Raw genomic sequence first — 24,756 nt, 5'->3', positions numbered from 1 at the left:
GAGGAACAATGAATGATTAACCAACCCCAAAATCCCAATAAAGATTACTTAATCGACGAAGTGCTGCATGTTGTGAAGGACCTACAGGTTAAATTCCAATCAGAAGATGACGAAGAGAAACAGTGGCTTATCCAGAATAGTCCGAATCCGGTGGTTGAAGAGTTGGTAAAAGAAATGACAGTTACGATGCTGCATGTGTTGGATGCGATCGGTACGCTGGAGCCTGTAAACGGCATGACCATTTCGAAGCAATTTGGCTTCTCCAAAGGAAGTGTCTCCAAAATCACGAGAAGGCTGATCCATAAAGAAATTATTCTCTCGGAATCCCTCCCGGGTAACAGAAAGGAAGTTTTGTTCCGTACCACACCGCTGGGGAAGGAGATTTATCGTTTACATCAGGCGATGCATTATCAAATTGATAACGGGGTGAATCGTTTTTTGCAACGGTATAATGAGGATGAGTTGCAATTTCTTGTCCGTACCTTGCGCGAGACCTTGCATACATCATGGTTTCATTCGGAGACCTCCGGGCAGTCGATTGCAACCGGTGAGATAGATGGGAACGCCAATGGGGATGCAGATTATCAAGAGACCATTCATTCTTTAAACGTTAAACAGGAAATGAACGAAATCATGGGGATGCTCAAAAAGCTGGATTCCCGCAACTTAAAGAAAGCCAAAACGATTCTTAACGATGTTTTTTTTGAAGTCTATGAGGACTAGCATCGTCCCATTGCTATCAGGTAAGCACAATAAACCGGAAAGGCCCCAGGAGCCAATCCGGTTTATTTGTTTTGCAGAAAAATATAAAATTTTAAATTTGGGGTAATCCACAGCTCCCTTTATTCCGAATATTATAATAGATGGTCTTTTTTGGATGGAGTATATTGAAGGACAACAGGGGGCGGGAGTATGGTGCATAATCCGGAAACCATTCAGGAATGTATAGAAAAGGCAAGGCAAAGGCTCTATCACATTGCAAATGCACATAAAGAGCTCTGGCATCCGGAAGTCATTCGTCAATCGATGGTGCTGGATGAGCTCATTAATCAATATAACAATGCCATTCGCGGGAAATCATCCCGAAGTAAATAAATGTTTTATAAACCTCGGGATGAAATGATGCGAAAGCATTGCGCTGGGTAACTTTATTCTTTTACAGCCCCAAGCACAATTCCCTTGACAAAGAATCGCTGCAGGAATGGATACACGAGCAGGATTGGCAGTGCACCGATAAAGATCTGTGCTGCGTTAACCGTACGCTGCGACATGTTCTGGAGCTGTGTTGCATCCACGTTCATGTTGGAGAAGTCCTGCTGCACGATAATCGTTTGCATCAACGTAGCGAGCGGATATTTGGCTGCGTCATTCATATAGATCAGTCCGTCGAACCAGGAATTCCACTGCCCCACCATGGTGAATAGGGAGATCGTAGCAATGGCCGGCATGGACACAGGCAGATAGATGCGGAACAATGTGGTGATATGGTTGGCACCGTCGATGAATGCCGCTTCTTCGAGCTCTTTGGGCACGTTACGGAAGAAGTTCATCATGAGAATCAGATTCCAGACCGCCACAGCCCCAGGTAAAATAAGGGCCCACAGGGTGTTGATCAGTCCCAGCTTTTGAATCAGGATATAGGAAGGGATCAGTCCGCCGCTAAACAGCATTGTGAAGATGAAGAACCACGCGTACAGCGAACGCCCCTTGAAATTCAAACTTTCCTTGGATAAAGGATATGCCGTCAAGATGACCAGCACCATGCTGAGCAGCGTACCGAAAACGGTACGTTGCACCGAGATCCAGAGTGCGCTCAGAAAGTTGCTGTTACCAAACGTTTTGGTATAGGCATCGACTGTAAAATCAATCGGCCAGAGTGTGACCAGATTGGCGGAAGCTGCCGCTTTACCGCTGAAGGAAACCGCCAGAATATGAACAAGCGGCAGCACACACAGCAGCGAGACAGCCGCGATGAAGAACAAGTTGAAGCCGTTAAATATACGGTATCCGGTCGTTTTGTGATACACCTTAATTCCTCCTTAGAAAATGCGGTAATTGGCGATTTTGTAAGCCATCCGGTAGGCAGTAATAACGAGGAACATGGCGACAAAGGATTTAAACAAACCAACCGCAGTCGCAAAGCTCATTTTGCCATTCAAAATACCCATCCGGTAAACAAATGTGTCAATAATATCGCCTTTATCATATACAAGTGGATTGTACAGGTTGAAAATCTGGTCAAATCCAGCATTAAGAATATTCCCCAGTGACAGCGTTCCCACCACAATGATCATCGGCACGAGTGCAGGCAGCGTAATGTGCAGAGTCTGTTTGAGTCGTGTTGCCCCGTCGACCTCGGAAGCTTCGTATAGCGCAGGGTTAATGCCCGCGAGGGCTGCAAGAAAGACAATGGTACCAAATCCAAATTCCTTCCATACATCACTAATGACTACGGTTACACGGAACCAGTCGCCATCTCCCAAAAAGAAGATTGGTTCAATGCCAACAGCCGCGAGCACCTGATTAATCAGTCCGCCTTCGGGGGAAAGCATATCCAGCAGGATGCCGCCCAGTACAACCCAGGACAGGAAGTGGGGAAGGTATACCAGCGTCTGTGAGAACCTTTTGAACGTGGAGTTCCGTACTTCATTCAGCAAAATGGCAAACACAACCGGGGCCACGAGTCCGGCCACAATCTTCATGGCAGCAATCAGTACGGTGTTCCAGATGACCTGAACACTATCCGGATATTCGAACATGAATCGGAAGTTATCCCAGCCGACCCATTTGGAACCGGTGAACCCCAGCCACGGTTTGAAATCCTGAAAAGCAATAATAATGCCGCCCATAGGCACATAGGCGAACAGCAATGTGAGCAGTACCGCAGGCAGAAGCATGAAATGCAGCGGCCATGTGCGTTTGAAATTCCACCGGGTACGTTTGCGTGGATTGTGTGTTGCCTGCCGCACCGGTGTATTGGTCGTTAGTGGTTGTTCCATAGCCATCAGGTCCCTCCTTTATATCGTCCAGCCTGTGCATCATGAGGCCAGCCAGCCTCTGCAAAAAGTGGAGCAACTGAATTATAGCAACGGAAACGGGCCGGCTATAGAACAACATTTCAAGGCGGATGTTGAAATATTAACTTGTTGATGGAACGTCAAACAGGAGCATCCGACCCGAAAGTCCAATGCTCCTGTTTCACGCTTCTGCTGGAATGTTGAATTATTTTACAATTGATCCATTATACTGCGTATCAACAGAACGAATCGCTGTCTGCACATCTTCAATGATACCTTCCCGCAGGGGAGACTCCTCTTCCAGAACAAACTGAATGGCAGACACACTGCCTGGTGTTAACGACACATTTTGAAGCTGCAGTTCAAACAGAAAGGAATCATCATAACCCATTCCATCCCGATCATGGTAACAATACAGACTGGAGATGTCTTCATCCACAATCTGTAAAACCCCGTGTTCTGTCCATTGCATCATACAACCCCCTCACGAAATGTTAATTCACTCCTAGTATAAGAGGATTACGAATCACAGGAAAGCGATATAACATAAAATCAGTATAGATATGTAAGGGGTTTCAAGATAAAATAGGACTTCGATGTGTATCTTTACTTTAATCCGGGACAGGGTGAAGCAATGAAATTTACAGTATTCTCAAAAACAGTTATGCTGCTTGTCTGTTTGCTGGTACCGATTCTGCTGCTCTATACCTACGCAAATCAGGCGAATGTGGACATGATCGTTGAGGAGAAACAACAGTCCAGCTTGAATCAGTTCAACTATTTTAGTTCTCAGGTGGATAAAAATATTGAGCAGCTCTCGCTTTATGGGCTTACTTTGCTGCGCGATCCAAGCATTTTGCACTATCGTTACATGACAGAATCGACCAGTCAATATGAGAAAAACAGCATCTATCTCGATATTCTCGACAAATTGTCGCTGTACCAGTCCACCAGCCGCTGGAAGAACGATATTACCATTGTGCTGCCTCAGGCAGAGTTGGTATTATCCACCAAGGCGAGTCGAACCGTCTACAATGAGAACATGTTGAAGTTTCCCCAACCTGGACAGTGGCAATTGGATCAGGCGGGGTTCACTTATTTCTTCACGGATAATTATGAATGGAATGCTAAGCCGGTGACTACGGGTGTTCGAACGGTGATGGAGATCAACTTTGATCCCATGAATATTGTAGCCATGCTGGACGACTTCAAGGAGGCGCAAGGGGGGGACCCTTTCCTTTATGTGCCGGGTAACGAACCGTTATTAAACCGCAGTGCGGACCCTGAACTGATGCAAGCCATCATGGAGGACATGCCGTTAAACGGACTGGGCAGCGAGGGTAACCATCAGCTGGAGGTGGGGGGCAAGCAGTACTTAGTCAGTTATGTGCTCTCCAAACAGCTGAACGGAATTTATGTTAACCCGGTTGTCCTGGATGATCTGCTCACGCCGATGGACAAGAGCCGGAATATGTTCATCACTTCCATTTTGCTCTTGCTTATACTCAGTATTGGCGCTGCGCTGTTGTTATACCGAAAGGTACAGGTACCGATACAACGTTTGATGAGAGGGCTGCAACAGATTCGCAAAGGACAGCTATCCACAAGAATTCCGGTTGATCACTCTCGGGATGAATTCGCGTATCTGACCCAGAGCTTCAATCACATGGCTGAGCAGATTCAGGAGTTGATTGAAAAGGTATATGAAGAACGCATTCGTTCACGGGAAGCGACGTTAAAACATCTGCAATCGCAGATTAATCCTCATTTCCTGTACAACTGCCTGTTTTATATTAAAAATATGACGCAGCTTGGCAACCGCGAAGCGGTTATTGCCATGTCGCTCAGTCTGGGTGACTACTATCGCTACATCACGCGTGATGAGAATGACATGACGACTGTGGAAGAGGAGATACGACTGCTGGACAATTATTTGTCCATCCAACAGATGCGCACCAATCGTTTGTCGTATGAGATTGCCGTACCGCAAGAATTGTTGCAACAGCATATCCCAAGGTTGCTGATCCAGCCTATTGTGGAGAATGCAGTCATTCACGGCATTGAACCGATGGAGGGCAGCGGTCACATCGTGGTTACAGGCATGGCAGCACAAGAGCAAATCGATGGAAGGCAATACACACGATACAGTCTGTTTGTCGATAACGACGGTGTCACCCTGACACCGGAAGAGATTGCGGGACTGGAACGGGAAATCAATGAACCCATGGGTGAAGAAATTGGCACAGGTACCTGGAATGTACACCAGCGACTCGTTACGCGATATGGTCATTCTTCGGGGCTTCATTTTGGAGCGATCCCATATGGGGGACTCAGTGTGGAAATACGATGGTTTGAGGAGGAACATCCTAATGATGAATCTAATGGTCGTGGATGATGAACATTCAGCGGTGGAATCGATTGCAGCCTCCATACCGTGGAGGGAACATGGGATTGGACATGTATATAAGGCTTACTCGGTCAAAGAGGCGTTGCAGCAAATGGCTGCACATCAGATCCATATTATCATCACCGATATTCGTATGCCGGGTTTGTCCGGTCTGGATCTGGTGAGTCATATTCGGCAGAAGTGGGAGCGAACCAAATGTATCATTTTATCCGGGCACGCTTCCTTTGATTATGCGAAGCAGGCACTCCGTCATGGGACGGTGAGTTACTTGCTGAAGCCAGTGCGGGATGAAGAGCTGATTGAAGCCGTGCAGCAGGCCTCCGTCCAGATCCGGCTGGAGGGAGAGAAACAATTGATGCATCAGCGCGCCATGTATTCGGTGAGGGAGCATTTACCGGAGAAGCGGGCGGAATTAATGAAGGATGTATTGCTTGGACATAAATTTGCGGAGAGCGAACTTGTGGAGAAGCTGGAGCAATTGGAGATTGGCTTTCGTCCCCAGGATAAAATGCAGCTGCTGCTCATTCGCTATGATGACCCGCAGCCAACACACAAGGCATTCCGGTTAATGAAATACGCCATCTCCAATGTAGTGGAAGAGATCTTTGGCAGCAGCTATCATCTCTGCCATACGGACGATGCGTATGACGATCTTGTCTTCATGGCAAGTCCGAAGCAGATACAGTCTGAACCCGAACTGCTGATGGGGCGGCTTGGGGAACGTCTGCTTCACAGTGTGAAGCAGTATTTGAACGCGACGATTTCACTGTCGGTCAGCCGGATAGGCCGTTTTCCAGAGCAGGTTCCGCAGCTGTACCATCAGGCCGTAAGTGCCTTGCGCAAGCAGGCGGAAGCGGGCAAAGGATTGCATCTCAATGCGGCTGCCGGCTCCCATGGGGCAACATTGAAATCCCTTGCGGCGCTGTATGAGCCACCCGGATTGACCTCGCTGCTGGAAGCAGGACGAATGGAGGATGCCAATCGCAAGATTGATTCCATTTTTGCCGAATTATCGGATAGTGTGTTCCCTGAACATGTGTATGTTGCTTTTCACTATCTCGCAGCTGCTTTCTCATACATGGCTCATCGGGAGGGCAGACAGCTGTCCGAGGTCCTTGGTGAACAGTATCAGCAGCTGTTGAAGGATGGTTACGGCGTGTCGCTTCGCAGTCTGGAAGCATGGACCCGGAGTGTGATGGAACAATGGGCTCACAGTACAACCGATACGGGCCAGGAAAGTGGATCAAGCATGATTAGACAGGTTCAACAGTGGATTGACCATCATCTGGGCGAAGATCTGTCCTTGCAGGTTATTGCCGGGGAGGTGCATCTGCACCCGGTATACTTGTCCAAAATGTATAAACAATCGACGGGTGAAGGTATCAGTGATTACATTATCCGTTCCCGAATGGAACGTGCGGTTCACTTGCTGAAGCACACGGCAATGAAGATTTATGAAGTCGGTCAGGAAGTGGGATATAACAATACCCCTTATTTCATTCAGGTATTCCGCAAACATTATGGTCTGACCCCGCAGGATTTTCGGAACGGTTAACAAATCAATATGAACATTGAAATTGTGATATATGTTTGCTTCCCCGGCTGCACTATCCTTTTCATGTAAGGGTATTCAAAGTGATTGAGGAGGGGTTTCATGTATAGAAAAATGATGACTGCATTGCTTGCACTGACGATGGTTGCCGTAACGGCATGCAGCTCGGGGGCAAAGGAAGAACCGTCCAAGGAAGCGGCTGCGCCACTTACGCTGCAAGACGGTAAGTACGAACCTGCGGTTCAGATGAGCTATCTGCGAGCCTGGAATGATGATACAAAGTTTAAGAACGGAGAGACGGCACAGAGCAATGTGCATACCAAATGGGCCAAAGAACGTTTGGGCATTGACCTGACCACACCGTGGGCTGTTTCCGTGACCAATGATGCCTTTTACACGAAGCTTCGCCTCTCCCTGTCGGCTAACGAAGAGCTGCCGGATATCGTCTCCATCCGTGGTGACTACAATCTGGTGCGAGAGTTGATTGAGTCGGGTAAATTCGCCGATGCAGGTGAGCTGTTCGACAAGTATGCATCCGATACATGGAAAGGGGCTGCGGAGTCCGCCTCGGAAGAGTGGTACCCGTACATGTATGAAGGCAAACGGTACGGTATCCCGATCTTCGACTATGCCTACAACGGTGACCCGGTGATGTTTATCCGTGAAGACTGGCTGAAGAAGCTGGGGCTGGAAGAACCGAAAACAATCGATGAGCTCGTTGCGGTAATGGATGCATTTACGAATAAAGACCCGGATGGTAACGGGAAGAAAGATACGTACGGTCTGACGGTCGGCATGAAAAATGCCCTCAATACCTGGATGACTGAATCCGGCTGGATCTTCGGGATGTATAACACGATGCCGGGACAATGGAATTTGAATGCAGAAGGAACGCTGGAATACGGCTCGGTTCAACCGGGTGTGAAAGAAGGACTTGCAACGATGAAAGACTGGTTGTCCAAAGGCTATCTGCCGAAGGAAGCCGGCGTATATGACGAGATTAAGGCTGCCGAACTGTTCACAGCAGGCAAAGCCGGAATCATTGTGGGACCACACTGGATGCCAAACTGGCCGATCGATGATGTGAAGAAAAATGTGGACGGCGCTACCTACAAAGCAATCGCTCTGCCGACCGGACCAACTGGCGAGAGCCATCACCACGGTTCAGGTGCAAGCAATGGGGTTGTGTTGATCAATAAAGATATGGCCAACCCGGAAATTTTCTTCACATATCAAAATTATTTGTTCGATAACTTTGCCAATCCAGAAGTGGGTGGGGAGTTCGAACATGGCTTTGCCCAAGGATATGACTTTGATATTGTAGATGGCAAAGTGCTTGGTGAAGCTGAAGTGAAAGACGGCGTATCTCCGCTGAAGTATACACTCACTTATGATGGTGCCCGTATTCCGAACCTGATGATGGATACGCTGGCTGAGCTTGCTTCGGGCAAGGAGCCTGAAACACCATTTGAGAAAAATACAAGCATTGCAAACAAACCGGAAGTGTTCGCTGCGGCCCAGGTCGTGGTAGCCCATAAGGATGATGCCATCAAGAACAAATTTACGGGTGCACCTACGGATACGATGAAGATGAAGAAAGACGCACTCGACAAGCTGGAGAAAGATACGTTCAGCAAAATCATTTATGGTCAAGTTGGCATCGATGAATTCGACGCGTTCGTGACGAAATGGAAATCCATGGGCGGCGATCAAATCACAACGGAAGTCAATGAATGGTTCAAAACAGTCAATTAAGTCTGTGAATGATTCACCGGATGAATCATACTAAAGTAATAAAGAAGGAAAAAGTATTTCGTGAATACACCGGATTTGGGCGGGAAATCGCCTGAATTCGGTGTTTTTGATTTGGTATACAGGCTGCATAGACATGTGCAGGAGAGATTATCCATTATTCTCTCGGCGTACAACCGTGCGTAAGACTTATTGTTTCGCTGATGCCTGAGAGAGTAAAATAATAGGTGATATACGAACATCAATACGTATTTTTGGCATACATGGTTTGAGGAATGATCTGACGAGAGCCAGGTGTTTGGGAAGCAGTCACTAATGGATAGTAGATAAATGGGAAGGTGGTCGAAGGATGAGTACATTCCATGATCAGGCAATGGAAGAGATGATTGCGGTAATTCATGAATGGTTTGATGAACAGGTGAAGCGGAGTGACCTTGAAAAGGCTGTCAAGCGAACAACGCTGCAAATGGGGATCTTTAATGATATTTTGCTGGATTACAGACCTGGACGGACCACGGTAGACAGTGTGGATCTTGGATTGGATGAGGGATTAAAATCGAAGAATCCCGGTCCCTTTACGGAAGAACAGGTGCGGAATGAAATCCAGCCCAAACTTGTAGAAGTCGTTCAAGAAAAAATAGACAAGCTGGCGGATACACCGTTGATCGACTATCGGTTTACCTTTCGCGGGAAATTCCCAACGACAGAAGGAAAGCTGCAAGTGACCATGCTCGAATATATCAACGAAGCGAAAAGGCAGCAGTTGCTTGAGCGCATTCATACATACGTGGACCAGAAGCTGCTGAAAGGTTCATATCCAACCAAGCCGTTGGAATCCTTTTTTCTGACGCGTCACCTGCTTGACCCGAAATTGTTCCCTGAACTGGACGTAGCGTGGACTATAACGCAATATGATCGCATACAGGAGTTAAACAAAGGGCGTCAGGAAGCCCTGGCGGAGCATCGTGGGGATATTATCCGTGCGATAACCTCATGGGCAGAGAATCATTTTTTGCCACGCTACTTTGATGTGCAGCCTTCTGCATACAGCGACAATAAATATACACTTAAGCCAGGTGCTTCTTTGGGGGGGGAGCAGTCTCCGAGTGAGCATGGGGAGCATGTGGCACAGCCCATTGATCTGCTGTTATATGTGGCCGTGATGATTCTCCGTTATGAACCTAGCTACAGTAAACCGAAGGGGCTCAACTTCCTGGAGCTGGCGAAACAGCTTGGCAGTAACCGAGCAGCGCGCATGATGACGGAAGGTAGCGGAACCTATGCCGAGGATGATATCCATTTGAAAAAGGAGCAGGTGGAATGCACAGCCAACGATGTGTTCTCGATGATTACCATCATCATTCGTAAGGAAGAAGCAGCTGCCTACGAACAAGCCATTGATTTTATTATCCGTTTGCTGAAGCAGGGCTTTCCGAAAAGTTACAAGATCAAGCTCAAATCCAGCGTGAAGCAGTATCTGCCTATTAAAGGTCTCGCGAAGTCGGATACGCATCGATTTTTCGCAAACGCACTGGAGTACCCGGAGCTGCATCCGCTGCTTGAAGAATATGCACGTGCAGCAATCGAAGAGTTCGAATTTTATGCGGATACAGAGGGTGAAAAGAACTGTATGCCAGGCAGTTATGCAACCTTTGGACTTGGACTGGCAGATGAGCGGTATTTCCCTTTGGTTGAATATTACATGGGTGTAGTGGATGATGAGCACCAGTTGGTACAGGATAAATTCACCGTTGCCTTTGCTGAGGTACATGGTGTAACGGCCAGCGTCATACCTGCATTAGTTGCCTGTTTGCGTCGTTCTACGGATTCCCTGAAGCTGAAGATCCAGCCAGAACTGGAGGATGAGGAGAAACTTGAACTTCTGGTCCAATCGCTGCATGGAATGAAAACCTATGAAGTGGAGCGTGTGCTGTATCCGATCTGGGGCAAGGTAGAGAAGCTTGCAACGTTATCACGCAAGGCTGAGGGTAGACGAAAAGAATTACTGTTGGAGCTGTTAATGGCCGCAGGGAAATAAGGATATGCCCGTGAGGGCTTACAAGGTTGAGCAGATGTATAAGGATACAGGTAAAGGTGGGGGAATGCATGGAAGTATTGAATCGTGAGGTATGGAAAGGGTTATCTGCTCAGGAAAAAGAGAAGTGTCTGTGTGGTATGGTCAGTCATTTTCCAACAGGTATGAAGTATGAAGGATTGGAGACATTTGAACGATTCGGTCAGCGAATCGAGACAGGTGTATTTTCGTATGATGAGCAGCGATTTGTGTTTGTGCCTGGGGATCGGGTTACACTCGGCTGGGATCGCTGGCAGAATGGGATGAATGAGGAAACCTCCGCAGATTTGCTGGAGACGGTCAGTGAGTATGGTGTGGAGGACGTGGATTCTTTTTTAAGTAGCCAGATGTCTCCGGTTAGGGAAGTGCACATTGCTCCCATGCTGGTGGAGTGCAGCAACCATTCAATGGGCTGGATTGAAGTGACAGAAGATGAAGCGATGGCTCAGGAGAATACCTATTTTGCCGAAGAGTTGGAGAAATTCAAGCTGTCCGATCTGAACCAGTATGAACTGCATCAAGAGTTCCGTCTGGTTCGTCAAGGTGAGGCAGTACAGATATTTTGGTTCAATGAAGATTTGACTTTGGAGTACCTTATCGAGGAAGAAGCAAAAGCGGGTTTTGAGTTGCTTACTGAAGATGAGTGGGAGTATCTGTACGGAGGGGGCTGCCGTACGTTATTTCCATGGGGAGACAGCTTTGACTACACGATGAAATTGAAGCATTTTGGAAGCCTCGGAGAGGTGGAGGGAATTGTGGATGAATCGGTAGAGCCGGCCCCTTCCCTATCAGCAGTGAAGGACCGTCCGTATGATCTGGAGCTGCCCAACTTTTTTGGTGTCCAGTTTATCGGAGATCCCTATAACTATGAATTGACGCTTGATACGTCTGGAAACATGATGCCCAAAGGAGGCGACGGTGGCGCGATGATCTGTGGCGGAATGGGTCCGTTGGTCGGTTTCCTGCCCGCTGCAGCCGTATACTATCGTGACGGTAATGCAGGCGAACTGGACTGGGAGGATATGATCGATTATATGAACTATCGGAGAGTGATTCGTTTAGCGGATTGGGCAAGGTGAATTTTATAGTGGACAACTTAGTAGGGGGACGGCGTCGTTTGCTGTGCCTCTATGCATTTTTGGGTAAATATAATCAGGTTGTTCCCCCCAATATCAGGAGCGTGGGCGCATTGAGCGCAGTTGTATAACCTTTTACAATAAAATGATAGACTTTTCCATAACATGTTTAACCCTATACTAAGGAAAAGAGGGAATGACTTGCCTTCATATACATCGTTTGAATGTTCCGGCCGAGAGGCCTTGTTTCTGTTTCAATTGATGAATATTCCCGAAGCGGACCAGCTTATCAGGGATCTGAATGATCCTTCATTGGAGAGGGAGCAGGCGGAGTGCATGCATAAACAAGTTGTTAACCGTCTGGTTAACGATAGTGTCATTGAAGTAGAGGATGGACAAGTCACTATAGATCCGCAAGTACATAACTTGCTGAGGGGGTGTAAGCTCAGTAGTGCAGTTACCCGACTGGATCTGCATATAGCGGATGGTGAATCGTCTGTGACTTATGGTTTTTTGTCAGGCATGCAAATTGTTGAATGGGTATGGATACCCGCACGCGATCAGACGGTACTGTCTTCTTTCGAAGAATTGCAGGATCTGTTCCAACTCATGGGAAACCGGATCGAGTTGCCCGATACGGAAGAGGAAATGTTGCGTACACCCATTCAGGCAGAAACGTTGCAGCAACTATCCGCGTTACCGATCGGATCAGACGTCAAGACCATTCAATCGATTTTACAGCAGGACCATTATCTCAATGAATCATTGATCAACGAGTTATCCCATGCTTTCGCGACGATCCAGAGATGGGGGCAATTTGACGTGTACACTCGTGGCACGGAGGGGAAGTCGCAAACCATTTATTTTCTGGGCAGCACCGATGGGAATTGGTTATTCCTGAAAGGGGAAGAAACAGATCTGACCGCATTCAAGGTGACCGAAGAAGAGGTGGTACAGAGTCTGTTCTTGCTAACGACACGTTCATTGTCTATGTTGCCTGCGGTCTAAACACATGGAATCATCTACGTAAGTCGAAGGAGGAAGTCCAGTTGACTAAAATTATCATGAAATCGGAGTACCTGAACTCCCTCGCACTGCAGATTGAACAGGTTACCGCACAGCTTCAGCAGGTAGATGGCGCTCTGCAACGTTCTATTCAGGGTGCAGCTTGGCAATCTGGGAATCGTCAAACCATCATTGGGTTATACCAGACACACCAGCAGCGGTTTCAGAACGCTGGAGAGAATATGCAGCAACTGGCGGCATTTGTGAAAACCACCCGTGAGCGAATGGAACAGGAGGATCAGTCAGGTGGTACATTTGGGTTGACCGGAATTAATCCATTCGCTCCATTCGATGGACCAGGAAGCACAGTAGGAACACTGACAGGAGCCGCTGCTGTTGCCAGGTTGGGATATCGTGTGAAAAACGGATTTATGGTCAAACCGCAGCTGGACCGGAATACGCCACGTATTTTGGTTCGTGAAAGTTACGATTCGGTCAAAGATAACAAGATTGTGAACGGAAGACCCAGAGACTACAAAATTCATTATGTCCGTGACATTGAAGCCAAACTTGCCAATGGAACCGCTACCCCGCAGATCAAGGAAATAGCCTCTATGGTCAAGCCGGGTTATGCGGTCAAATCTGCATTAACGGACAAGCTGGGATGGGCAAGTGTTGGCATTGATGTTTTCACAGATACTCAGGAGAACATTAGCCAGAATGCATCTAGTGACAAAATCGCTGGCGATATCATCGGTAACGTTGTTGTCGGCGGGGCAACAACCGTTGGCGCAACACTCCTGACAGCGGCTATTCTGCCTGCAGCAGCACCTGTGTTGGCAGTAGGCGCAGTTGGTTTGGGCGTATCCGTAGGCCTGACTTATCTTGCGGAAGGAGTAACGATGAATATGGATCTGGATGGCGATGGGAAGGATGATTCTATGAAGGATGTCGTTAAGCATGGTGCAAAGAAAGCCTGGTCTACAGTGGCGGGGTGGTTTAAATAAATGGCAAGCAAAAAACGTAAAAACTCAACGACCGGTACCACGGTTTCTGCAAGGGTTGAAGGAACCCCCTATCACCGGGAGGCGTTCGAAAACTATCTGGCTGTATATGCGGTAGATGGCATTCGGTTCAGTGCGGGTACGCTGGTACTTTTCTTTCTTAACCTATTTCTGTTGATTCCCGTGTTCAGTGTTCCGTTCCAACCCGTATACGCCTATATTCTCCTGCCGCTGCTGGTGGTGATGAATGTGTGGGCCATCGCCCTGATCGTGACACCACGAAGGCTGCAGGTGAATTATGTCCTGTTTCGGGGTGTGTTTGGGATCGTCTGTTCTTTGGGTTTTATGGTCATTGTGCAAAAGTTTGCATATGGCATGTTGGGCCTCACAACGCCGTGGTACGCCATTGGATCGTTTGTCTTATATGGATTTGCCTTATATCAGTATGCGAAGTTTCATTTGCGTAAACTGCAACAGTCCCCTCACCGAAAAAAAGGGGACATGGGCGCCAGAATGCCAGTCGCTCTGTTAACGATGCTAACGGGAGCTGGATATCTTCTGGCCAACATTTCACTGGCCTTTGTTACGCAGCAGACGGTAGCTGTTGTGCTCATGTGTGTGTACATTATGCTGGCTTTTGTCGTATTTCACTTTATTATGGATGTGCACCGATACTACTGGCTTCGCCGGGTGTTGAACAAGTCAGATGAGGTTCATGCCAATAAAAACATAAATTGATAAAGGAGGAGGATCACTATGGAAAAAGAAACATCCACTTTACTACCCAATGGCTCCGTCATTCTTTTAAAAGAAGGCACCAAAAAGCTGGTCATCTATGGACGCAAGCAAATGTTGATGACGGAGCCACCACGTCAGTTCGATTATATTGGCTGTTTGTACCCGGAGGGGTATATCAATGCGGATTATACGTATGTATTTAATCATGAAGATATCGAAGAGATCATTTTCAGGGGTTATGCAGATGAGGAAGAAGAGGCGTTTGCTGTAAGTTTGAGTGAATCATAGAAATTGCAAAAAGCCATGGCCTTGAAGGAATGATAAATCATCTTCAGGTACATGGTTTTTTTGATGCTATGTGATGTTGACATGTGCGGTTGCTTTATCGGGACTGATCCGCTTCACGAAAACGGGTCGCCGTCTGCTGAAGACTATTGCTTGTCTCCTGCAAACCACGCAAATAATGGCTCACAGACGTCATGCTATCATTCATTCGTTGGAGAAACTCACGCTGACGCTCACCCTCCCACTGACCTTCAGACTGGTCAATCATCGTTTTGAGCTGCGCAAGGATATCATGCCCGTTCTGCGAGGCCTTGTTGAATTCACCTGCAAGCTGCTGCAGTTCCTCCGGGGATAGATCGATCCGCTGGTCCATGATTTCCACTCCTTATCTTTTCTTCGGTTAAATGCAGTATACTTCATTATAACGTGATTCAAAATGAAATGAATCCGGACAAAAGCCTTGTTTTTAGAATCATAGAGATCATCTTAAATAGGACAAAACACACATCGAGTCTGTCCCTCATCACAGGAAGAACAGAATGATGTGTGTTTGTTATGTTGTATGATTCAGTGTGTTTCCGTGATCCCAACTGAAAAATTATTTCACTTTTTGCACAGATACAGCCATTTGCTCCAGCTGTGTGTGAGTCAATGCGTTATTTGCCGAGCTCAGGGTAACATAGCGATCATCCAGTTTAAACGTCAGCATGTCGGTTTGATCCGGTGTGTACCACTTGGCGGTAACGCCGTTAGGCAGTTTAACATTTTTGCCATCATAGCTGAAGGAATAGTCTTTAGGTGACACAGTGACATTCATGTGATTGAAGACAAAGTTTACACCATCACCGCCAGCAGCCACACTTTTGAATGTATCCCCGGCAATCATGTGTTGTGGTGCGTAAGCAGTCTCGAATCCTTGGAATTTCGCAAAAGCTTTGCGGATAGCAGATGACTGTTCTTGGGTATATTTCACATCAGCGAAGCCCGTAACGCCCTGATCGTTGCCTTGAACTTTTTGCACAGATACAGCTACTTGCTGCAACTGGGTCTGAGACAGCTTATGGTCCGGTGAGCTTATTGTGACATAACGATCATCCAGTTTGAACGTGAGCATACCCGTTTGATCCGGTGTGTACCATTTGGCTGTGACACCATTGGACAGTTTAACGTCTTTGCCATTGTAACCATCCGAATAATCTCTTGGAGACACATCCACTTTCATATGGTTAAAAGTAAAGCTTACTCCATCGCCGCCAGCGCCTACACTTTTAAAAGTATCACCTGCAATCATCTGTTGAGGAGCGTATGCTGTCTCGAAACCATCGAACTGTGCAAATGCCTTTTGGATGGCTTCTTTTTGCGCTGCGCTATAGGTTACATTGCTCAAAGTGGAAGGATTGCTTGTAGCTTCTCCGATGATGACCTGTCCTTTTTTGCCATCGTATGATACAGGTACATGCAGCGCATCAGCAATGGCACGTACAGGCAGATAAGTTGAATTGTTGTAAGTGATTGGAGCCAGTTTGTTGCCATTGCCATCCGTTGGTGAGTACGCCGCACCGTCTACATTGAAGCTGATCCCATGGTTGAGATATACCGAAATTTTCTCCAGCTGAGTGCCTGCGAATACGCCCGTTGCTCCTGTTAATGTCATACCCAGTACCATCATCGTTGCTGCGGATTTCTTTAGGTTTTTTTTCATCATATATCTCTCCTTTAAATTGTGTTATTTGTTATTTATAGTGGCTTGCTGTCCTTATGGCTTTATATTACCCGCTGAACATATCCAGAATAATTCCGAATTATCTCCAACTTGTAAACATGTGCATGAACGCGGCAAAATATCATTTTGCCCATTGAATAGATCATTGGAGAAATAAACAGGCAATGGGGTGTAACCTTGATAGACATCGATTTTGTAGCAGAGCATTACGATATTGGGAATATTCTAGACTGCCACGCCATACCGCAAGGCAACAGTTCAAAGGCGATGCTGGTTTGGGCTTCATACGGGAAGTTCGTACTGCGTAAATTGAGGAATGAACAACAGGGGTGGACTGAATATGAAATATATCGGGCATTGGCATCCGCAAATATCACCCCATCCATGATACATGCCAAAGACGGCCTTCCATTTATCACGGACAATCATGAAGTCTTTAATCTGCAGACTTATATAGAGAATGTCCTTCCACGTCACCAGACTAACGTGAATTTCATTCGGTTAGGTCGGTTGATCTCTCTTTTTCATCGTGTGACGAGTCATCTTGAGATTTCCGAACAGGCAGATCGCTTCGCGTTGCCCCGATTATGGAGGGAAGTTTCCAGAGAAGTAACAAGCTCAACATCGGAATGCATACATTCATTGCAACAACATACAGAGCAGTGCATGGAATACAAGGAACAGTATAAAGCAATCATTCACGGGGATCTTGGCATTTGGAATTTGTTATTTTCAGAGGAGAGCATTCACATTATTGATGTTGGAGAAGCAAGGAAAGGGGATATTCATTTCGATTTGGCAGCCGCGCTGACTTCCTCCATTCCTCCATCGGTTACAGAGAGAGAATTAGAAGAGATTGCAGCTGACTTTGAGCAGGGATATACACAGGAAGGTAATTCTTTCAGCAGGAAAAGTCTTTATGAACAAATGCATTTGTGGGTGATACGTGGACTCTTGGCCATCATAAGAGAGAGGGGAATGGTTCGCCAAACCATCCCATATGTACAACGAAACCTTGAATTACTCGAAAAGTTCAAACATGTACTTTGCTGAGAGTAAGGCTATTCAGTTGAATAAATACAGGACGAAACCTCCTATGCCGAGAACGATGGCACCAACGTATACATAGGTAAGTTTGCTCAGATTTTGCTTGGTCCTGCGATCATATTCGGGGTTGCTGGTCTGATTGGCTTTGGAATTCCCGATAATCATCGTAGCGATTCCACCGAACAGGGCAATGCCAACAATTAAAATATAGGGCAGCAATGTCATGCGATGACCTCCTTCATTGAAATCAATCGTTCTGTTCATTGTACTTCAAGTTTACCTTGGATGTAAGTTTTTATTGATAAATTAAGGAAAATAAAGTTCTTCACTTACAGTATGTATGCAGTGTGGATTACTATAATTTTAAAATTTTAAATTTGAAATAAACCTTGTTGTGACGCGCATTTGCGGCTTCCCTGGACGGAGGCTGCGATTTTTTTTGCCCAGAGAGGTGATCCAGATTGAAGAACCCTGCGTTACACCCTATGAAGACGACGAGGAAACAAAGGATGAACCAAACTAACCGGGGAGTGAACACGTAATGAAAACGAAAATGAAGAAATTTATCGCACCCATGCTGAGCTTGACGCTATTGATGCCAGGAATCGCCGGGGCTGCAGCAGCACCACAGACACCAATGACTACAATGAAGGCAAGTGTCAATACACCTGCTGCTGGCCTGAGAGCGAGCCTGGATCACCTGTTATCCGAACACTTTGCGCTTGCAGTAACCGCAATGGCGAAGGCATATGACGGAGCACAAGATGCAGACGCAGCTTACAAAGCACTCGACCAAAATGCATTGGATATGCAGCCGGCCATCGCTTCCCTCTACGGTGATGCAGGAGCCAAAGAATTTGAACGTATCTTCCGCGCTCATAACCAATATACAGACGATCTTGTGAAAGCAACTAAAATGGGTAACCAGGCTGGGATCAAACAGGCACAAACAAATATCAACGGTTTTGTAGAAGAATTCTCCACATTCCTGAGCACAGCAACGGAAGGCAAGTTGCCAAAAGCAGCAGCCCAAAATGCGTTGAAAGTACATGAAGATCTCGTGCAAAAAGTATTTGATGAATATGTCGCTGGTGACTACACCGATGCATACAAAGCTTACCGTGAAGGTTTCAAAGAAATGTTCGACGTGAGTAAAGCACTTTCCACTGCAATCACAACACAAATGCCTGAGAAATTCGAGAATAGCAAAGCGGATACCCCAGCAGCTGACCTGAGATCTGCATTGAATCACTTGGCTTCCGAGCACTTCGCACTGTCGGCTCTGCAAATGCAAGAGCAGTATGATGGCCGCACAGCAGCCTCGAATGCACTGGTTACAGCTGAAGCTGGAAACACAGCGGATTTCAAAGCAGCGATCGCTTCCATTTACGGTAATGATGGTGCCAATGCGTTCGAGAAAATTTGGGTAACCAACCACGTGAATGCACAAAGCGACTATGTAACAGCAGTTAAAAATAATGATGCAACGGCTCGTGCAGCTGTGGAGAAACGTATTGATGGATTCACGACGGAGTTCGCAACATTCCTGGATTCCGCTACAGCGGGTAACCTGCCAAAAGCTGCCGGACAACAAGCATTGACTACACATGAGAAGCAAGTGCAACAAGTGTTGGATCAATACGCTGCGGCTAACAACGATCATTCGTACACGACTAATCGTGAAGGATTCAAAGTTATGTTTGGTGTGGGTCAGGCCCTCGGCAATGCAATTGTGACTCAATTCAATGATAAATTCCAAGAGCAACCCGCTACACCGACAATGCCTGAAACCAATACAACAACGGTATGGATGCAGCTGAACAGCAAAATGTTGAAAATCAATGACAAAACAACCAACATGGACACCACGCCAATGCTTTGGAAAAACACAACCTACATTCCATTGCGCTTCCTGAGCGAAGGAATTGGTGCAACCGTGAAATGGGATAAAAAAGCACAACAAGTAACGGTAATGGCTGGCAATGATACACTGAAGTTCTGGGTGAACAACAACGTTATGGAAGTTAACGGTATGAAGAAAAATGTGGGCGCAACGGTCTTTGTTAACAAAGATGGACGTACGCAAGTGCCACTGCGTTTTATCGCTGAGCTTCTTGGCTGGGATGTAAAATGGGTGCAAAAAGATGGCTCCATCACGCTGACTAAATCGATGTAATCGTAAAACTCAAATAGGACAGTCAGGCAAACACAACCAAAAAAAGCTGCCCCATACGGCAGCTTTTTTGGTTGTTATCATCAGGAGGAAATGGTGTTTCGATACATAATCTTATGAACAGGGTGACGTACCGTCTGATGTCCACTTTTCGTACCTTTGCCTATGGCGATCAGCATGACATCCAAATATCTATCGGAAATATTCAGGCTGGCTTTTAATTGAGCGGAATCATAACCTGACATGGTAATGGTTTCGAAACCGGCTTCATTTGCGAGTAAAATAAATGACATCGATGCAAGGCTTACATCTCGGGTTAGCTCCATCTTCAGCTCTTCTTTGGATTTAGTTGCGTAGTACTGTATTGCAGCATTGGCCAGATAGTCTCTGAGGGATTCATCAAAAAAGCCTGCCTGGAAGCCTTCTTCGTGGATTTTGATGATGTTATCTTCCTCAAATGCCCGATAATCTCCCAACATGACCACCAAAGCTGAAGCATCTATGACTTGTTGTTGATTAAAAGCTATAGGCAGCAATGCCCTTTGCAAGTCGGGTTCATCAATAATGAGGTACCGGGTCGCTTGAATATTATTCCCATTCGGTGACTTGCTTGCAGATTCAATTAAAGAAGCTAGCACCTCTGGTCGTATCGTATAACTTGAATCAAAGTGCCGAACAGAACGTCTTTTTTCCAAAATGGTTTGTACACTCATATGATCATCTCCATCGTTGTTATTTATTGCTCTTTTGAATTATAGTAGGCTATAACAAATGAGAAAATAACGCACAAAAAGGTGGTATAGCCACTTTAAAGTATCTATTGGGGAGGAACGGCACTTTGGTTAAATTCAATACTGGAATAAATATTTTTATGGATATCGCCGGCGGGAAATGGAAGTGTCTTATCCTTTTTTTTCTGAGTCAACAATCGGTAAGAACCAAAGAATTCTACGAATTGATACCTGGAATCACGCAAAAGGTCTTAACTGATCAATTGAAACAGCTGGAGAACGATGGACTTGTCCATAGAGAAATATTCAAGGAGGTTCCGCCCAAAGTGGAATATAGTTTGACTGATCTTGGACGATCTTTTGTTCCGGTATTGAACACGATGTGTGACTGGGGGAATACATACGCAAGGTCAACAGGAATGGAACAGGATGAACAAATTCAATGCGATCATAAATGAACCTAAAATATCAAATATTTGGTATAATCATCGTGTAATGCCCTACATAATGGCTTGAATATCCCTTGGTATCATGAATCATGTATGATCATTCGGTATGCAAAATGGCAGAGGAGGACAGATGAATGAGTACACCTGTAGAGCCCGAGCGTCCGGCGAGAAATGTGGACACGCGGTTATTTATTGCCTGGGCCGTATCGGTCATTGCGACTGGAGGCAGCCTTTATTTTAGTGAGATTAAGGGATATATTCCTTGTGATCTGTGCTGGTTTCAACGTATTTTTATGTACCCTCTCACGATTTTACTGGGGATTGCCTATTTCAAGGATGATGTGGGCATCACCAAATACGTCCTGCCGCTTAGCTTCATTGGAGGCGGGATCTCGTTGTACCATGTAACGATTCAGCGTATTTATTCGGCTACGGGTAATTCAGTGGCATGTGGACAGATCCCGTGTTATACCGATTATTTGAACTGGTTTGGTTTTATTACCATTCCTTTGCTTGCACTGATCGCGTTTATCATCATTATTGTTATGCTGTGGGGAATTGGCAGAACACCAAAATCTTCTTCATAAGAAAGGACAGATGATTGATGAGCGGACAAGTCCGTTGGTTCATGTCCTTAATCATTCTGGTCCTACTGACTGTAGGCTGCTCCAATCAGGAGCAGTCCCAGACGGGTGAGATGCCAGAGATGATTAAAGTCGAGCTCATGGTGCCGGAGAAGGTGTCCCTCCATAAGCCTGTGTCATTGGAAGTGAAGCTTATGCAAGGGGGGAAGCCGTTAATTCATGCGGATCAGGTTCAATTCCAGATCTGGAACAAGCTTGACGAACCCCAGGCTGTTTCCCCGGAACTGGGCATGATGACAGCAGAGAAGCTGGAGGAACAGGGAGCCTTGAAAGCGAGCGAAGCCGGTGAGGGGATCTACGAGGTAAAGTACACATTTGAAGAGCCAGGTACCTATGTGGTTCAGGCTCATGTAACACATGGAGCGATGCACAGTATGCCTAGAGCGACAGTTGTAGCGAAATAGAGAGCAGCGGGCGTGCCATTGGTTGGAGAAAGCAAGCAGGTTGTATAATATATAATGGTATTAATCATTAAGAATGTTGTAGGAAAAGAGGTTGTTATGGCAACAATTCATGATGTTGCACTCAAAGCAGGGGTTTCCGTAACTACCGTTTCTCGGGTATTGAATAACCGGGGTTACATCAGCCAGAAAACCCGGGATAAAGTGTACCAGACGATGAACGAATTGAATTATCGTCCCAATGAGATTGCCCGTTCCCTACTGCGCAAACAGTCAAACGTCATCGGTTTGATTATTCCGGATGTATCGCATCCTTTTTTTGGCGAGCTGGCGAACTATATCGAGTACTATGCGTACCAGAATGGATTCAAAATCATGCTATGCAACTCGCATATGGAGCCCTCCAAAGAGCGAGAGTATGTGGAAATGCTTAAAGGTAATCGGGTTGATGGAATTATTATGGGCAGCCATACCCTTGAAGTGGATGAGTATATGAATCTGAATTCACCGATTGTGACCATTGACCGGCAGATTGGCGCAGACATTCCGTATATTTCCTCCGATAATTATCAGGGTGGTGTGATGGCAGCCGAGTTGTTGCTTGCCAAGGGAAGAAGGAAACTCGCACATATATGCGGCAATCTTGAACTGCAGATGCTGTCCAATCGGAGAACAACAGGCTTTATGGACAAGCTGGAGGCACATGGTGTTAAGCCGGTAACGATGCATGAAACCGATCTGAATGTGTTCAGTCAGCAACAGTATACGAAGTTGGTTGAACGACTTCTTGTGGAGCACCCCGATGTGGATGGTCTGTTCGTCACCAGTGATCTCATCGCGATTCATGCTTTGAAGCAAATTGTAGCCCATGGGCGTAAAGTTCCTGAGGATATTGCGATTATTGGTTATGATGATATCCGGGCAGCAGGCTACGTGTTGCCAGGCATTACTACGATAAGACAACCCGTTCAGGAATTGGCTGAACTGGCGGTGGACCTCATCCGTCGTCAGATTGTTGAAGAAAAGATTGATATGGAGAATGTTTTACCCGTTACACTGGTGGAGAGAGAGACGACCTGAACGAGGGTCGTTCTTTTATTTTTATTTATGTCAAACGATTGACATGTCAAACCTTTGACACTATAATCGATTTTGTAAGCGGTTCCTTTTATATTAATGAACGGGGGCAATGACAGATGAGAACAGAACAGAAATGGATGAAATTATTGCTTTTATCCTTGGCTATGGTTGTTATTCTTACGGCATGTGGAGGTGCAAAGTCAGGGACGGGAACAGAGGCTTCCACCACATCCGGTGATAACGTCAAAATTACACTTCTTAATTCCAAATCAGAAATAAACAGTCAGTTGGAGCAGGCTGCGAAGGATTTTCAAACGAAAAATCCTGATATTTCACTGGAGATTATACCCGTAGGCAGCGGACAATCGCCATTCGAGAAGGCATCGGCGTTGTATGCATCAGGCAATCCGACCACCATGATGATGCTGGATACGGGAGATGTGGAGAAATTCAAGGATCGTGTCCTGGATCTCACCTCCGAGAAATGGATGAAGGACGCCGTCGAGAATAGCACCACAGCTACAACATTTGATGGGAAAAATTATGCCTTCCCGTTTTCCATTGAAGGATATGGATTCATCTACAACCAACAGGTGCTGGATCAGGCTGTGGGTGGTACGTTTGATCCGAACTCGGTTCAAACGACAGATCAGCTTGAAGATTTGTTCAAAAAGATTACAGCTATCGGCAAATCGCCATTAATCGTATCGCCAATGGATTGGTCGCTTGGAGCTCACTATCTTGGACTTGCATATGGCGGACAATCACCAGATCGTGCCAAAGTAGATCAATTTATTACCGACCTGAAGGCAGGCACGGTGGATTTGGCCTCCAATGCTGTTTTTAACGGGCTGATGGATACGTTCGATCTGATGAAGACCTATAACATCGATAAAGCCTCACCACTGTCTGGAACGTATGAGCGCGGACCAGAAGTGCTTGGCAAAGGTGAGGTTGGCATCTGGTTTCAGGGCAACTGGGCATGGCCACAGATTCACAGCTTTGATACGGCCAATGGGAAGTACGGGTTCTTGCCTGTTCCGGTAAGTAACAATGCGGAAGATTTCGGCAACACACAAATCTCCGCAGCCGTGTCCAAGCGCATATTAATAGACAAGGAGAAAAGTACACCAGCACAGCAGGAAGCTGCGAAAAAATTCCTGGACTGGATGGTCTATCAGGACAAAGGCCAGGATTTCCTGGTGAATCAGGCCAGTGTAATTCCAGCATTCAGCAACATTACCCTTGAACCGGCTGATCCGCTTGGCAAGTCGATTGGTGAATACATCAAGGCAGGCAAAATTGAGGAATCGATGAGTACTCTTCCAGCAGATCATTGGTCCAAATTAGGCGCTTCTATGCAAAAATACTTGGCTGATGTCATTGATCGCCAAGGACTTGCTCAGGAAATCCAGGCGTACTGGACTAACGTAAAATAAAGGGGAGTAGCAACGGGCACAGGAGAAGGACTATTCCTCCCTGTGCCAATCGGGGCCCCTATGACAGTAGAAATAGTGATATGCCTGGTAAGATGAATGGGCCGGAGGCGTGCCTCCGCGCCTCCTTTGTCTTCGGGCAAACGCTGTAGAAACCTTTGG

26 protein-coding genes are annotated in these 24,756 nt (G+C 46.4%); 19 read left to right on the top strand and 7 right to left on the bottom strand.

The window, feature by feature from the left end:
• Positions 1-12 precede the first annotated feature (12 nt).
• Both ACFTRD_RS28980 and ACFTRD_RS28975 read left to right on the top strand, forming a co-directional pair.
• On the top strand, positions 13-723 hold the full coding sequence (locus ACFTRD_RS28980; RefSeq protein WP_379386032.1) for a MarR family transcriptional regulator: 711 nt from the start codon (positions 13-15) through the stop codon (positions 721-723).
• A 189-nt stretch (positions 724-912) separates the two neighbouring features.
• Positions 913-1,095, top strand: coding sequence for an aspartyl-phosphate phosphatase Spo0E family protein (locus ACFTRD_RS28975; protein WP_379386030.1), 183 nt, complete (start codon positions 913-915; stop codon positions 1,093-1,095).
• A gap of 53 nt (positions 1,096-1,148) precedes the next feature.
• Here the strand turns inward: ACFTRD_RS28975 and ACFTRD_RS28970 are convergent, their stop codons facing one another.
• From ACFTRD_RS28970 to ACFTRD_RS28960, 3 genes are all read right to left on the bottom strand, one after another.
• The gene (locus ACFTRD_RS28970) at positions 1,149-2,027 is read right to left on the bottom strand and encodes a carbohydrate ABC transporter permease (protein WP_076291187.1); all 879 of its coding nucleotides are present in this window, start codon (positions 2,025-2,027) and stop codon (positions 1,149-1,151) included.
• A gap of 12 nt (positions 2,028-2,039) precedes the next feature.
• On the bottom strand, positions 2,040-2,999 hold the full coding sequence (locus ACFTRD_RS28965) for an ABC transporter permease (protein WP_379386139.1): 960 nt from the start codon (positions 2,997-2,999) through the stop codon (positions 2,040-2,042).
• Between the two features lie 223 nt (positions 3,000-3,222).
• Entirely contained in the window at positions 3,223-3,492 is a 270-nt protein-coding gene (locus ACFTRD_RS28960) for a hypothetical protein (RefSeq protein ID WP_379386028.1), read from the bottom strand.
• 159 nt (positions 3,493-3,651) lie between these two features.
• Between ACFTRD_RS28960 and ACFTRD_RS28955 the strand changes: the two genes are divergently transcribed.
• From ACFTRD_RS28955 to ACFTRD_RS28910, 10 genes are all read left to right on the top strand, one after another.
• A complete protein-coding gene (locus ACFTRD_RS28955; RefSeq protein WP_379386026.1) occupies positions 3,652-5,412 on the top strand; it encodes a sensor histidine kinase in 1,761 nt (586 codons plus the stop codon).
• A complete protein-coding gene (locus ACFTRD_RS28950) occupies positions 5,387-6,979 on the top strand; it encodes a response regulator transcription factor (RefSeq protein WP_379386024.1) in 1,593 nt (530 codons plus the stop codon). The genes ACFTRD_RS28955 and ACFTRD_RS28950 overlap by 26 nt, the downstream gene beginning before the upstream one ends.
• A 99-nt stretch (positions 6,980-7,078) precedes the next feature.
• On the top strand, positions 7,079-8,731 hold the full coding sequence (locus ACFTRD_RS28945; RefSeq protein ID WP_379386022.1) for an extracellular solute-binding protein: 1,653 nt from the start codon (positions 7,079-7,081) through the stop codon (positions 8,729-8,731).
• Positions 8,732-8,791: 60 nt separating this feature from the next.
• Positions 8,792-8,914 carry a hypothetical protein gene (locus ACFTRD_RS28940; RefSeq protein WP_379386020.1) on the top strand — a complete coding sequence of 41 codons (123 nt, stop codon included), beginning with the start codon at positions 8,792-8,794 and terminating at the stop codon, positions 8,912-8,914.
• A 163-nt stretch (positions 8,915-9,077) separates the two neighbouring features.
• Positions 9,078-10,766, top strand: a complete 1,689-nt coding sequence (locus ACFTRD_RS28935; RefSeq protein WP_379386018.1) for a DUF6138 family protein — start codon at positions 9,078-9,080, stop codon at positions 10,764-10,766.
• A gap of 68 nt (positions 10,767-10,834) precedes the next feature.
• Positions 10,835-11,881, top strand: coding sequence for a hypothetical protein (locus ACFTRD_RS28930; protein ID WP_379386016.1), 1,047 nt, complete (start codon positions 10,835-10,837; stop codon positions 11,879-11,881).
• A 198-nt stretch (positions 11,882-12,079) separates the two neighbouring features.
• Positions 12,080-12,886, top strand: a complete 807-nt coding sequence (locus ACFTRD_RS28925) for a hypothetical protein (RefSeq protein WP_379386014.1) — start codon at positions 12,080-12,082, stop codon at positions 12,884-12,886.
• A 41-nt stretch (positions 12,887-12,927) separates the two neighbouring features.
• Complete coding sequence (locus ACFTRD_RS28920) at positions 12,928-13,890, top strand: hypothetical protein (protein ID WP_379386012.1); 963 nt, start codon at positions 12,928-12,930, stop codon at positions 13,888-13,890.
• Positions 13,891-14,625: a hypothetical protein gene (locus ACFTRD_RS28915; protein ID WP_379386010.1), complete on the top strand. Its 735-nt coding sequence runs from the start codon at positions 13,891-13,893 to the stop codon at positions 14,623-14,625.
• An 18-nt stretch (positions 14,626-14,643) separates the two neighbouring features.
• Positions 14,644-14,913: a DUF4176 domain-containing protein gene (locus ACFTRD_RS28910; RefSeq protein ID WP_192270941.1), complete on the top strand. Its 270-nt coding sequence runs from the start codon at positions 14,644-14,646 to the stop codon at positions 14,911-14,913.
• 94 nt (positions 14,914-15,007) lie between these two features.
• Here the strand turns inward: ACFTRD_RS28910 and ACFTRD_RS28905 are convergent, their stop codons facing one another.
• A complete protein-coding gene (locus ACFTRD_RS28905; protein WP_379386007.1) occupies positions 15,008-15,283 on the bottom strand; it encodes a WXG100 family type VII secretion target in 276 nt (91 codons plus the stop codon).
• Between the two features lie 225 nt (positions 15,284-15,508).
• Positions 15,509-16,615 carry a stalk domain-containing protein gene (locus tag ACFTRD_RS28900; protein ID WP_379386005.1) on the bottom strand — a complete coding sequence of 369 codons (1,107 nt, stop codon included), beginning with the start codon at positions 16,613-16,615 and terminating at the stop codon, positions 15,509-15,511.
• Positions 16,616-16,810: 195 nt separating this feature from the next.
• Here ACFTRD_RS28900 and ACFTRD_RS28895 point away from each other — a divergent pair, with 195 nt between their 5' ends.
• Positions 16,811-17,686 (top strand): phosphotransferase enzyme family protein, encoded by an 876-nt coding sequence (locus tag ACFTRD_RS28895; RefSeq protein ID WP_379386003.1) that lies wholly within the window; start codon positions 16,811-16,813, stop codon positions 17,684-17,686.
• A 12-nt stretch (positions 17,687-17,698) separates the two neighbouring features.
• Here ACFTRD_RS28895 and ACFTRD_RS28890 read toward each other — a convergent pair whose 3' ends face one another.
• On the bottom strand, positions 17,699-17,905 hold the full coding sequence (locus tag ACFTRD_RS28890; protein ID WP_053780164.1) for a hypothetical protein: 207 nt from the start codon (positions 17,903-17,905) through the stop codon (positions 17,699-17,701).
• Between the two features lie 316 nt (positions 17,906-18,221).
• Between ACFTRD_RS28890 and ACFTRD_RS28885 the strand changes: the two genes are divergently transcribed.
• Entirely contained in the window at positions 18,222-19,856 is a 1,635-nt protein-coding gene (locus ACFTRD_RS28885; protein WP_379386000.1) for a copper amine oxidase N-terminal domain-containing protein, read from the top strand.
• A gap of 80 nt (positions 19,857-19,936) precedes the next feature.
• Here ACFTRD_RS28885 and ACFTRD_RS28880 read toward each other — a convergent pair whose 3' ends face one another.
• On the bottom strand, positions 19,937-20,566 hold the full coding sequence (locus ACFTRD_RS28880) for a nitroreductase family protein (protein ID WP_379385998.1): 630 nt from the start codon (positions 20,564-20,566) through the stop codon (positions 19,937-19,939).
• 125 nt (positions 20,567-20,691) lie between these two features.
• On the opposite strand from ACFTRD_RS28880, the gene ACFTRD_RS28875 reads away from it, so the two are divergent.
• The 5 genes from ACFTRD_RS28875 to ACFTRD_RS28855 all read left to right on the top strand — a co-directional run bounded on the left by ACFTRD_RS28875 (position 20,692) and on the right by ACFTRD_RS28855 (position 24,597).
• Positions 20,692-21,042 carry a winged helix-turn-helix transcriptional regulator gene (locus ACFTRD_RS28875; protein ID WP_379385996.1) on the top strand — a complete coding sequence of 117 codons (351 nt, stop codon included), beginning with the start codon at positions 20,692-20,694 and terminating at the stop codon, positions 21,040-21,042.
• A 125-nt stretch (positions 21,043-21,167) separates the two neighbouring features.
• Positions 21,168-21,620 carry a disulfide oxidoreductase gene (locus ACFTRD_RS28870; RefSeq protein ID WP_192270931.1) on the top strand — a complete coding sequence of 151 codons (453 nt, stop codon included), beginning with the start codon at positions 21,168-21,170 and terminating at the stop codon, positions 21,618-21,620.
• Between the two features lie 17 nt (positions 21,621-21,637).
• Positions 21,638-22,081 (top strand): FixH family protein, encoded by a 444-nt coding sequence (locus tag ACFTRD_RS28865; RefSeq protein ID WP_379385994.1) that lies wholly within the window; start codon positions 21,638-21,640, stop codon positions 22,079-22,081.
• A 96-nt stretch (positions 22,082-22,177) separates the two neighbouring features.
• On the top strand, positions 22,178-23,158 hold the full coding sequence (locus ACFTRD_RS28860; RefSeq protein ID WP_379385992.1) for a LacI family DNA-binding transcriptional regulator: 981 nt from the start codon (positions 22,178-22,180) through the stop codon (positions 23,156-23,158).
• A gap of 116 nt (positions 23,159-23,274) precedes the next feature.
• Positions 23,275-24,597 (top strand): ABC transporter substrate-binding protein, encoded by a 1,323-nt coding sequence (locus ACFTRD_RS28855; protein ID WP_379385990.1) that lies wholly within the window; start codon positions 23,275-23,277, stop codon positions 24,595-24,597.
• The last annotated feature ends 159 nt before the right edge of the window (positions 24,598-24,756 follow it).

It is taken from the genome of Paenibacillus sp. NPDC056933 (assembly GCF_042674385.1).
Lineage (GTDB): Bacteria > Bacillota > Bacilli > Paenibacillales > Paenibacillaceae > Paenibacillus.
The sequence above is the reverse complement of the archived record's forward strand: the minus strand, read 5'-3'. Positions and strand labels throughout refer to the sequence as shown.

Coding starts and splice junctions, on each gene's coding strand:
- ACFTRD_RS28890 (WP_053780164.1), bottom strand. CDS start 17,905: ATGACATTGCTGCCCTATATTTTAATTGTTGGCATTGCCCTGTTCGGT.
- ACFTRD_RS28955 (WP_379386026.1), top strand. CDS start 3,652: ATGAAATTTACAGTATTCTCAAAAACAGTTATGCTGCTTGTCTGTTTG.
- ACFTRD_RS28935 (WP_379386018.1), top strand. CDS start 9,078: ATGAGTACATTCCATGATCAGGCAATGGAAGAGATGATTGCGGTAATT.
- ACFTRD_RS28855 (WP_379385990.1), top strand. CDS start 23,275: ATGAGAACAGAACAGAAATGGATGAAATTATTGCTTTTATCCTTGGCT.
- ACFTRD_RS28945 (WP_379386022.1), top strand. CDS start 7,079: ATGTATAGAAAAATGATGACTGCATTGCTTGCACTGACGATGGTTGCC.
- ACFTRD_RS28870 (WP_192270931.1), top strand. CDS start 21,168: ATGAGTACACCTGTAGAGCCCGAGCGTCCGGCGAGAAATGTGGACACG.
- ACFTRD_RS28915 (WP_379386010.1), top strand. CDS start 13,891: ATGGCAAGCAAAAAACGTAAAAACTCAACGACCGGTACCACGGTTTCT.
- ACFTRD_RS28900 (WP_379386005.1), bottom strand. CDS start 16,615: ATGATGAAAAAAAACCTAAAGAAATCCGCAGCAACGATGATGGTACTG.
- ACFTRD_RS28930 (WP_379386016.1), top strand. CDS start 10,835: ATGGAAGTATTGAATCGTGAGGTATGGAAAGGGTTATCTGCTCAGGAA.
- ACFTRD_RS28880 (WP_379385998.1), bottom strand. CDS start 20,566: ATGAGTGTACAAACCATTTTGGAAAAAAGACGTTCTGTTCGGCACTTT.
- ACFTRD_RS28860 (WP_379385992.1), top strand. CDS start 22,178: ATGGCAACAATTCATGATGTTGCACTCAAAGCAGGGGTTTCCGTAACT.
- ACFTRD_RS28965 (WP_379386139.1), bottom strand. CDS start 2,999: ATGGAACAACCACTAACGACCAATACACCGGTGCGGCAGGCAACACAC.
- ACFTRD_RS28865 (WP_379385994.1), top strand. CDS start 21,638: ATGAGCGGACAAGTCCGTTGGTTCATGTCCTTAATCATTCTGGTCCTA.
- ACFTRD_RS28975 (WP_379386030.1), top strand. CDS start 913: ATGGTGCATAATCCGGAAACCATTCAGGAATGTATAGAAAAGGCAAGG.
- ACFTRD_RS28960 (WP_379386028.1), bottom strand. CDS start 3,492: ATGATGCAATGGACAGAACACGGGGTTTTACAGATTGTGGATGAAGAC.
- ACFTRD_RS28950 (WP_379386024.1), top strand. CDS start 5,387: ATGATGAATCTAATGGTCGTGGATGATGAACATTCAGCGGTGGAATCG.
- ACFTRD_RS28885 (WP_379386000.1), top strand. CDS start 18,222: ATGAAAACGAAAATGAAGAAATTTATCGCACCCATGCTGAGCTTGACG.
- ACFTRD_RS28905 (WP_379386007.1), bottom strand. CDS start 15,283: ATGGACCAGCGGATCGATCTATCCCCGGAGGAACTGCAGCAGCTTGCA.
- ACFTRD_RS28910 (WP_192270941.1), top strand. CDS start 14,644: ATGGAAAAAGAAACATCCACTTTACTACCCAATGGCTCCGTCATTCTT.
- ACFTRD_RS28980 (WP_379386032.1), top strand. CDS start 13: ATGATTAACCAACCCCAAAATCCCAATAAAGATTACTTAATCGACGAA.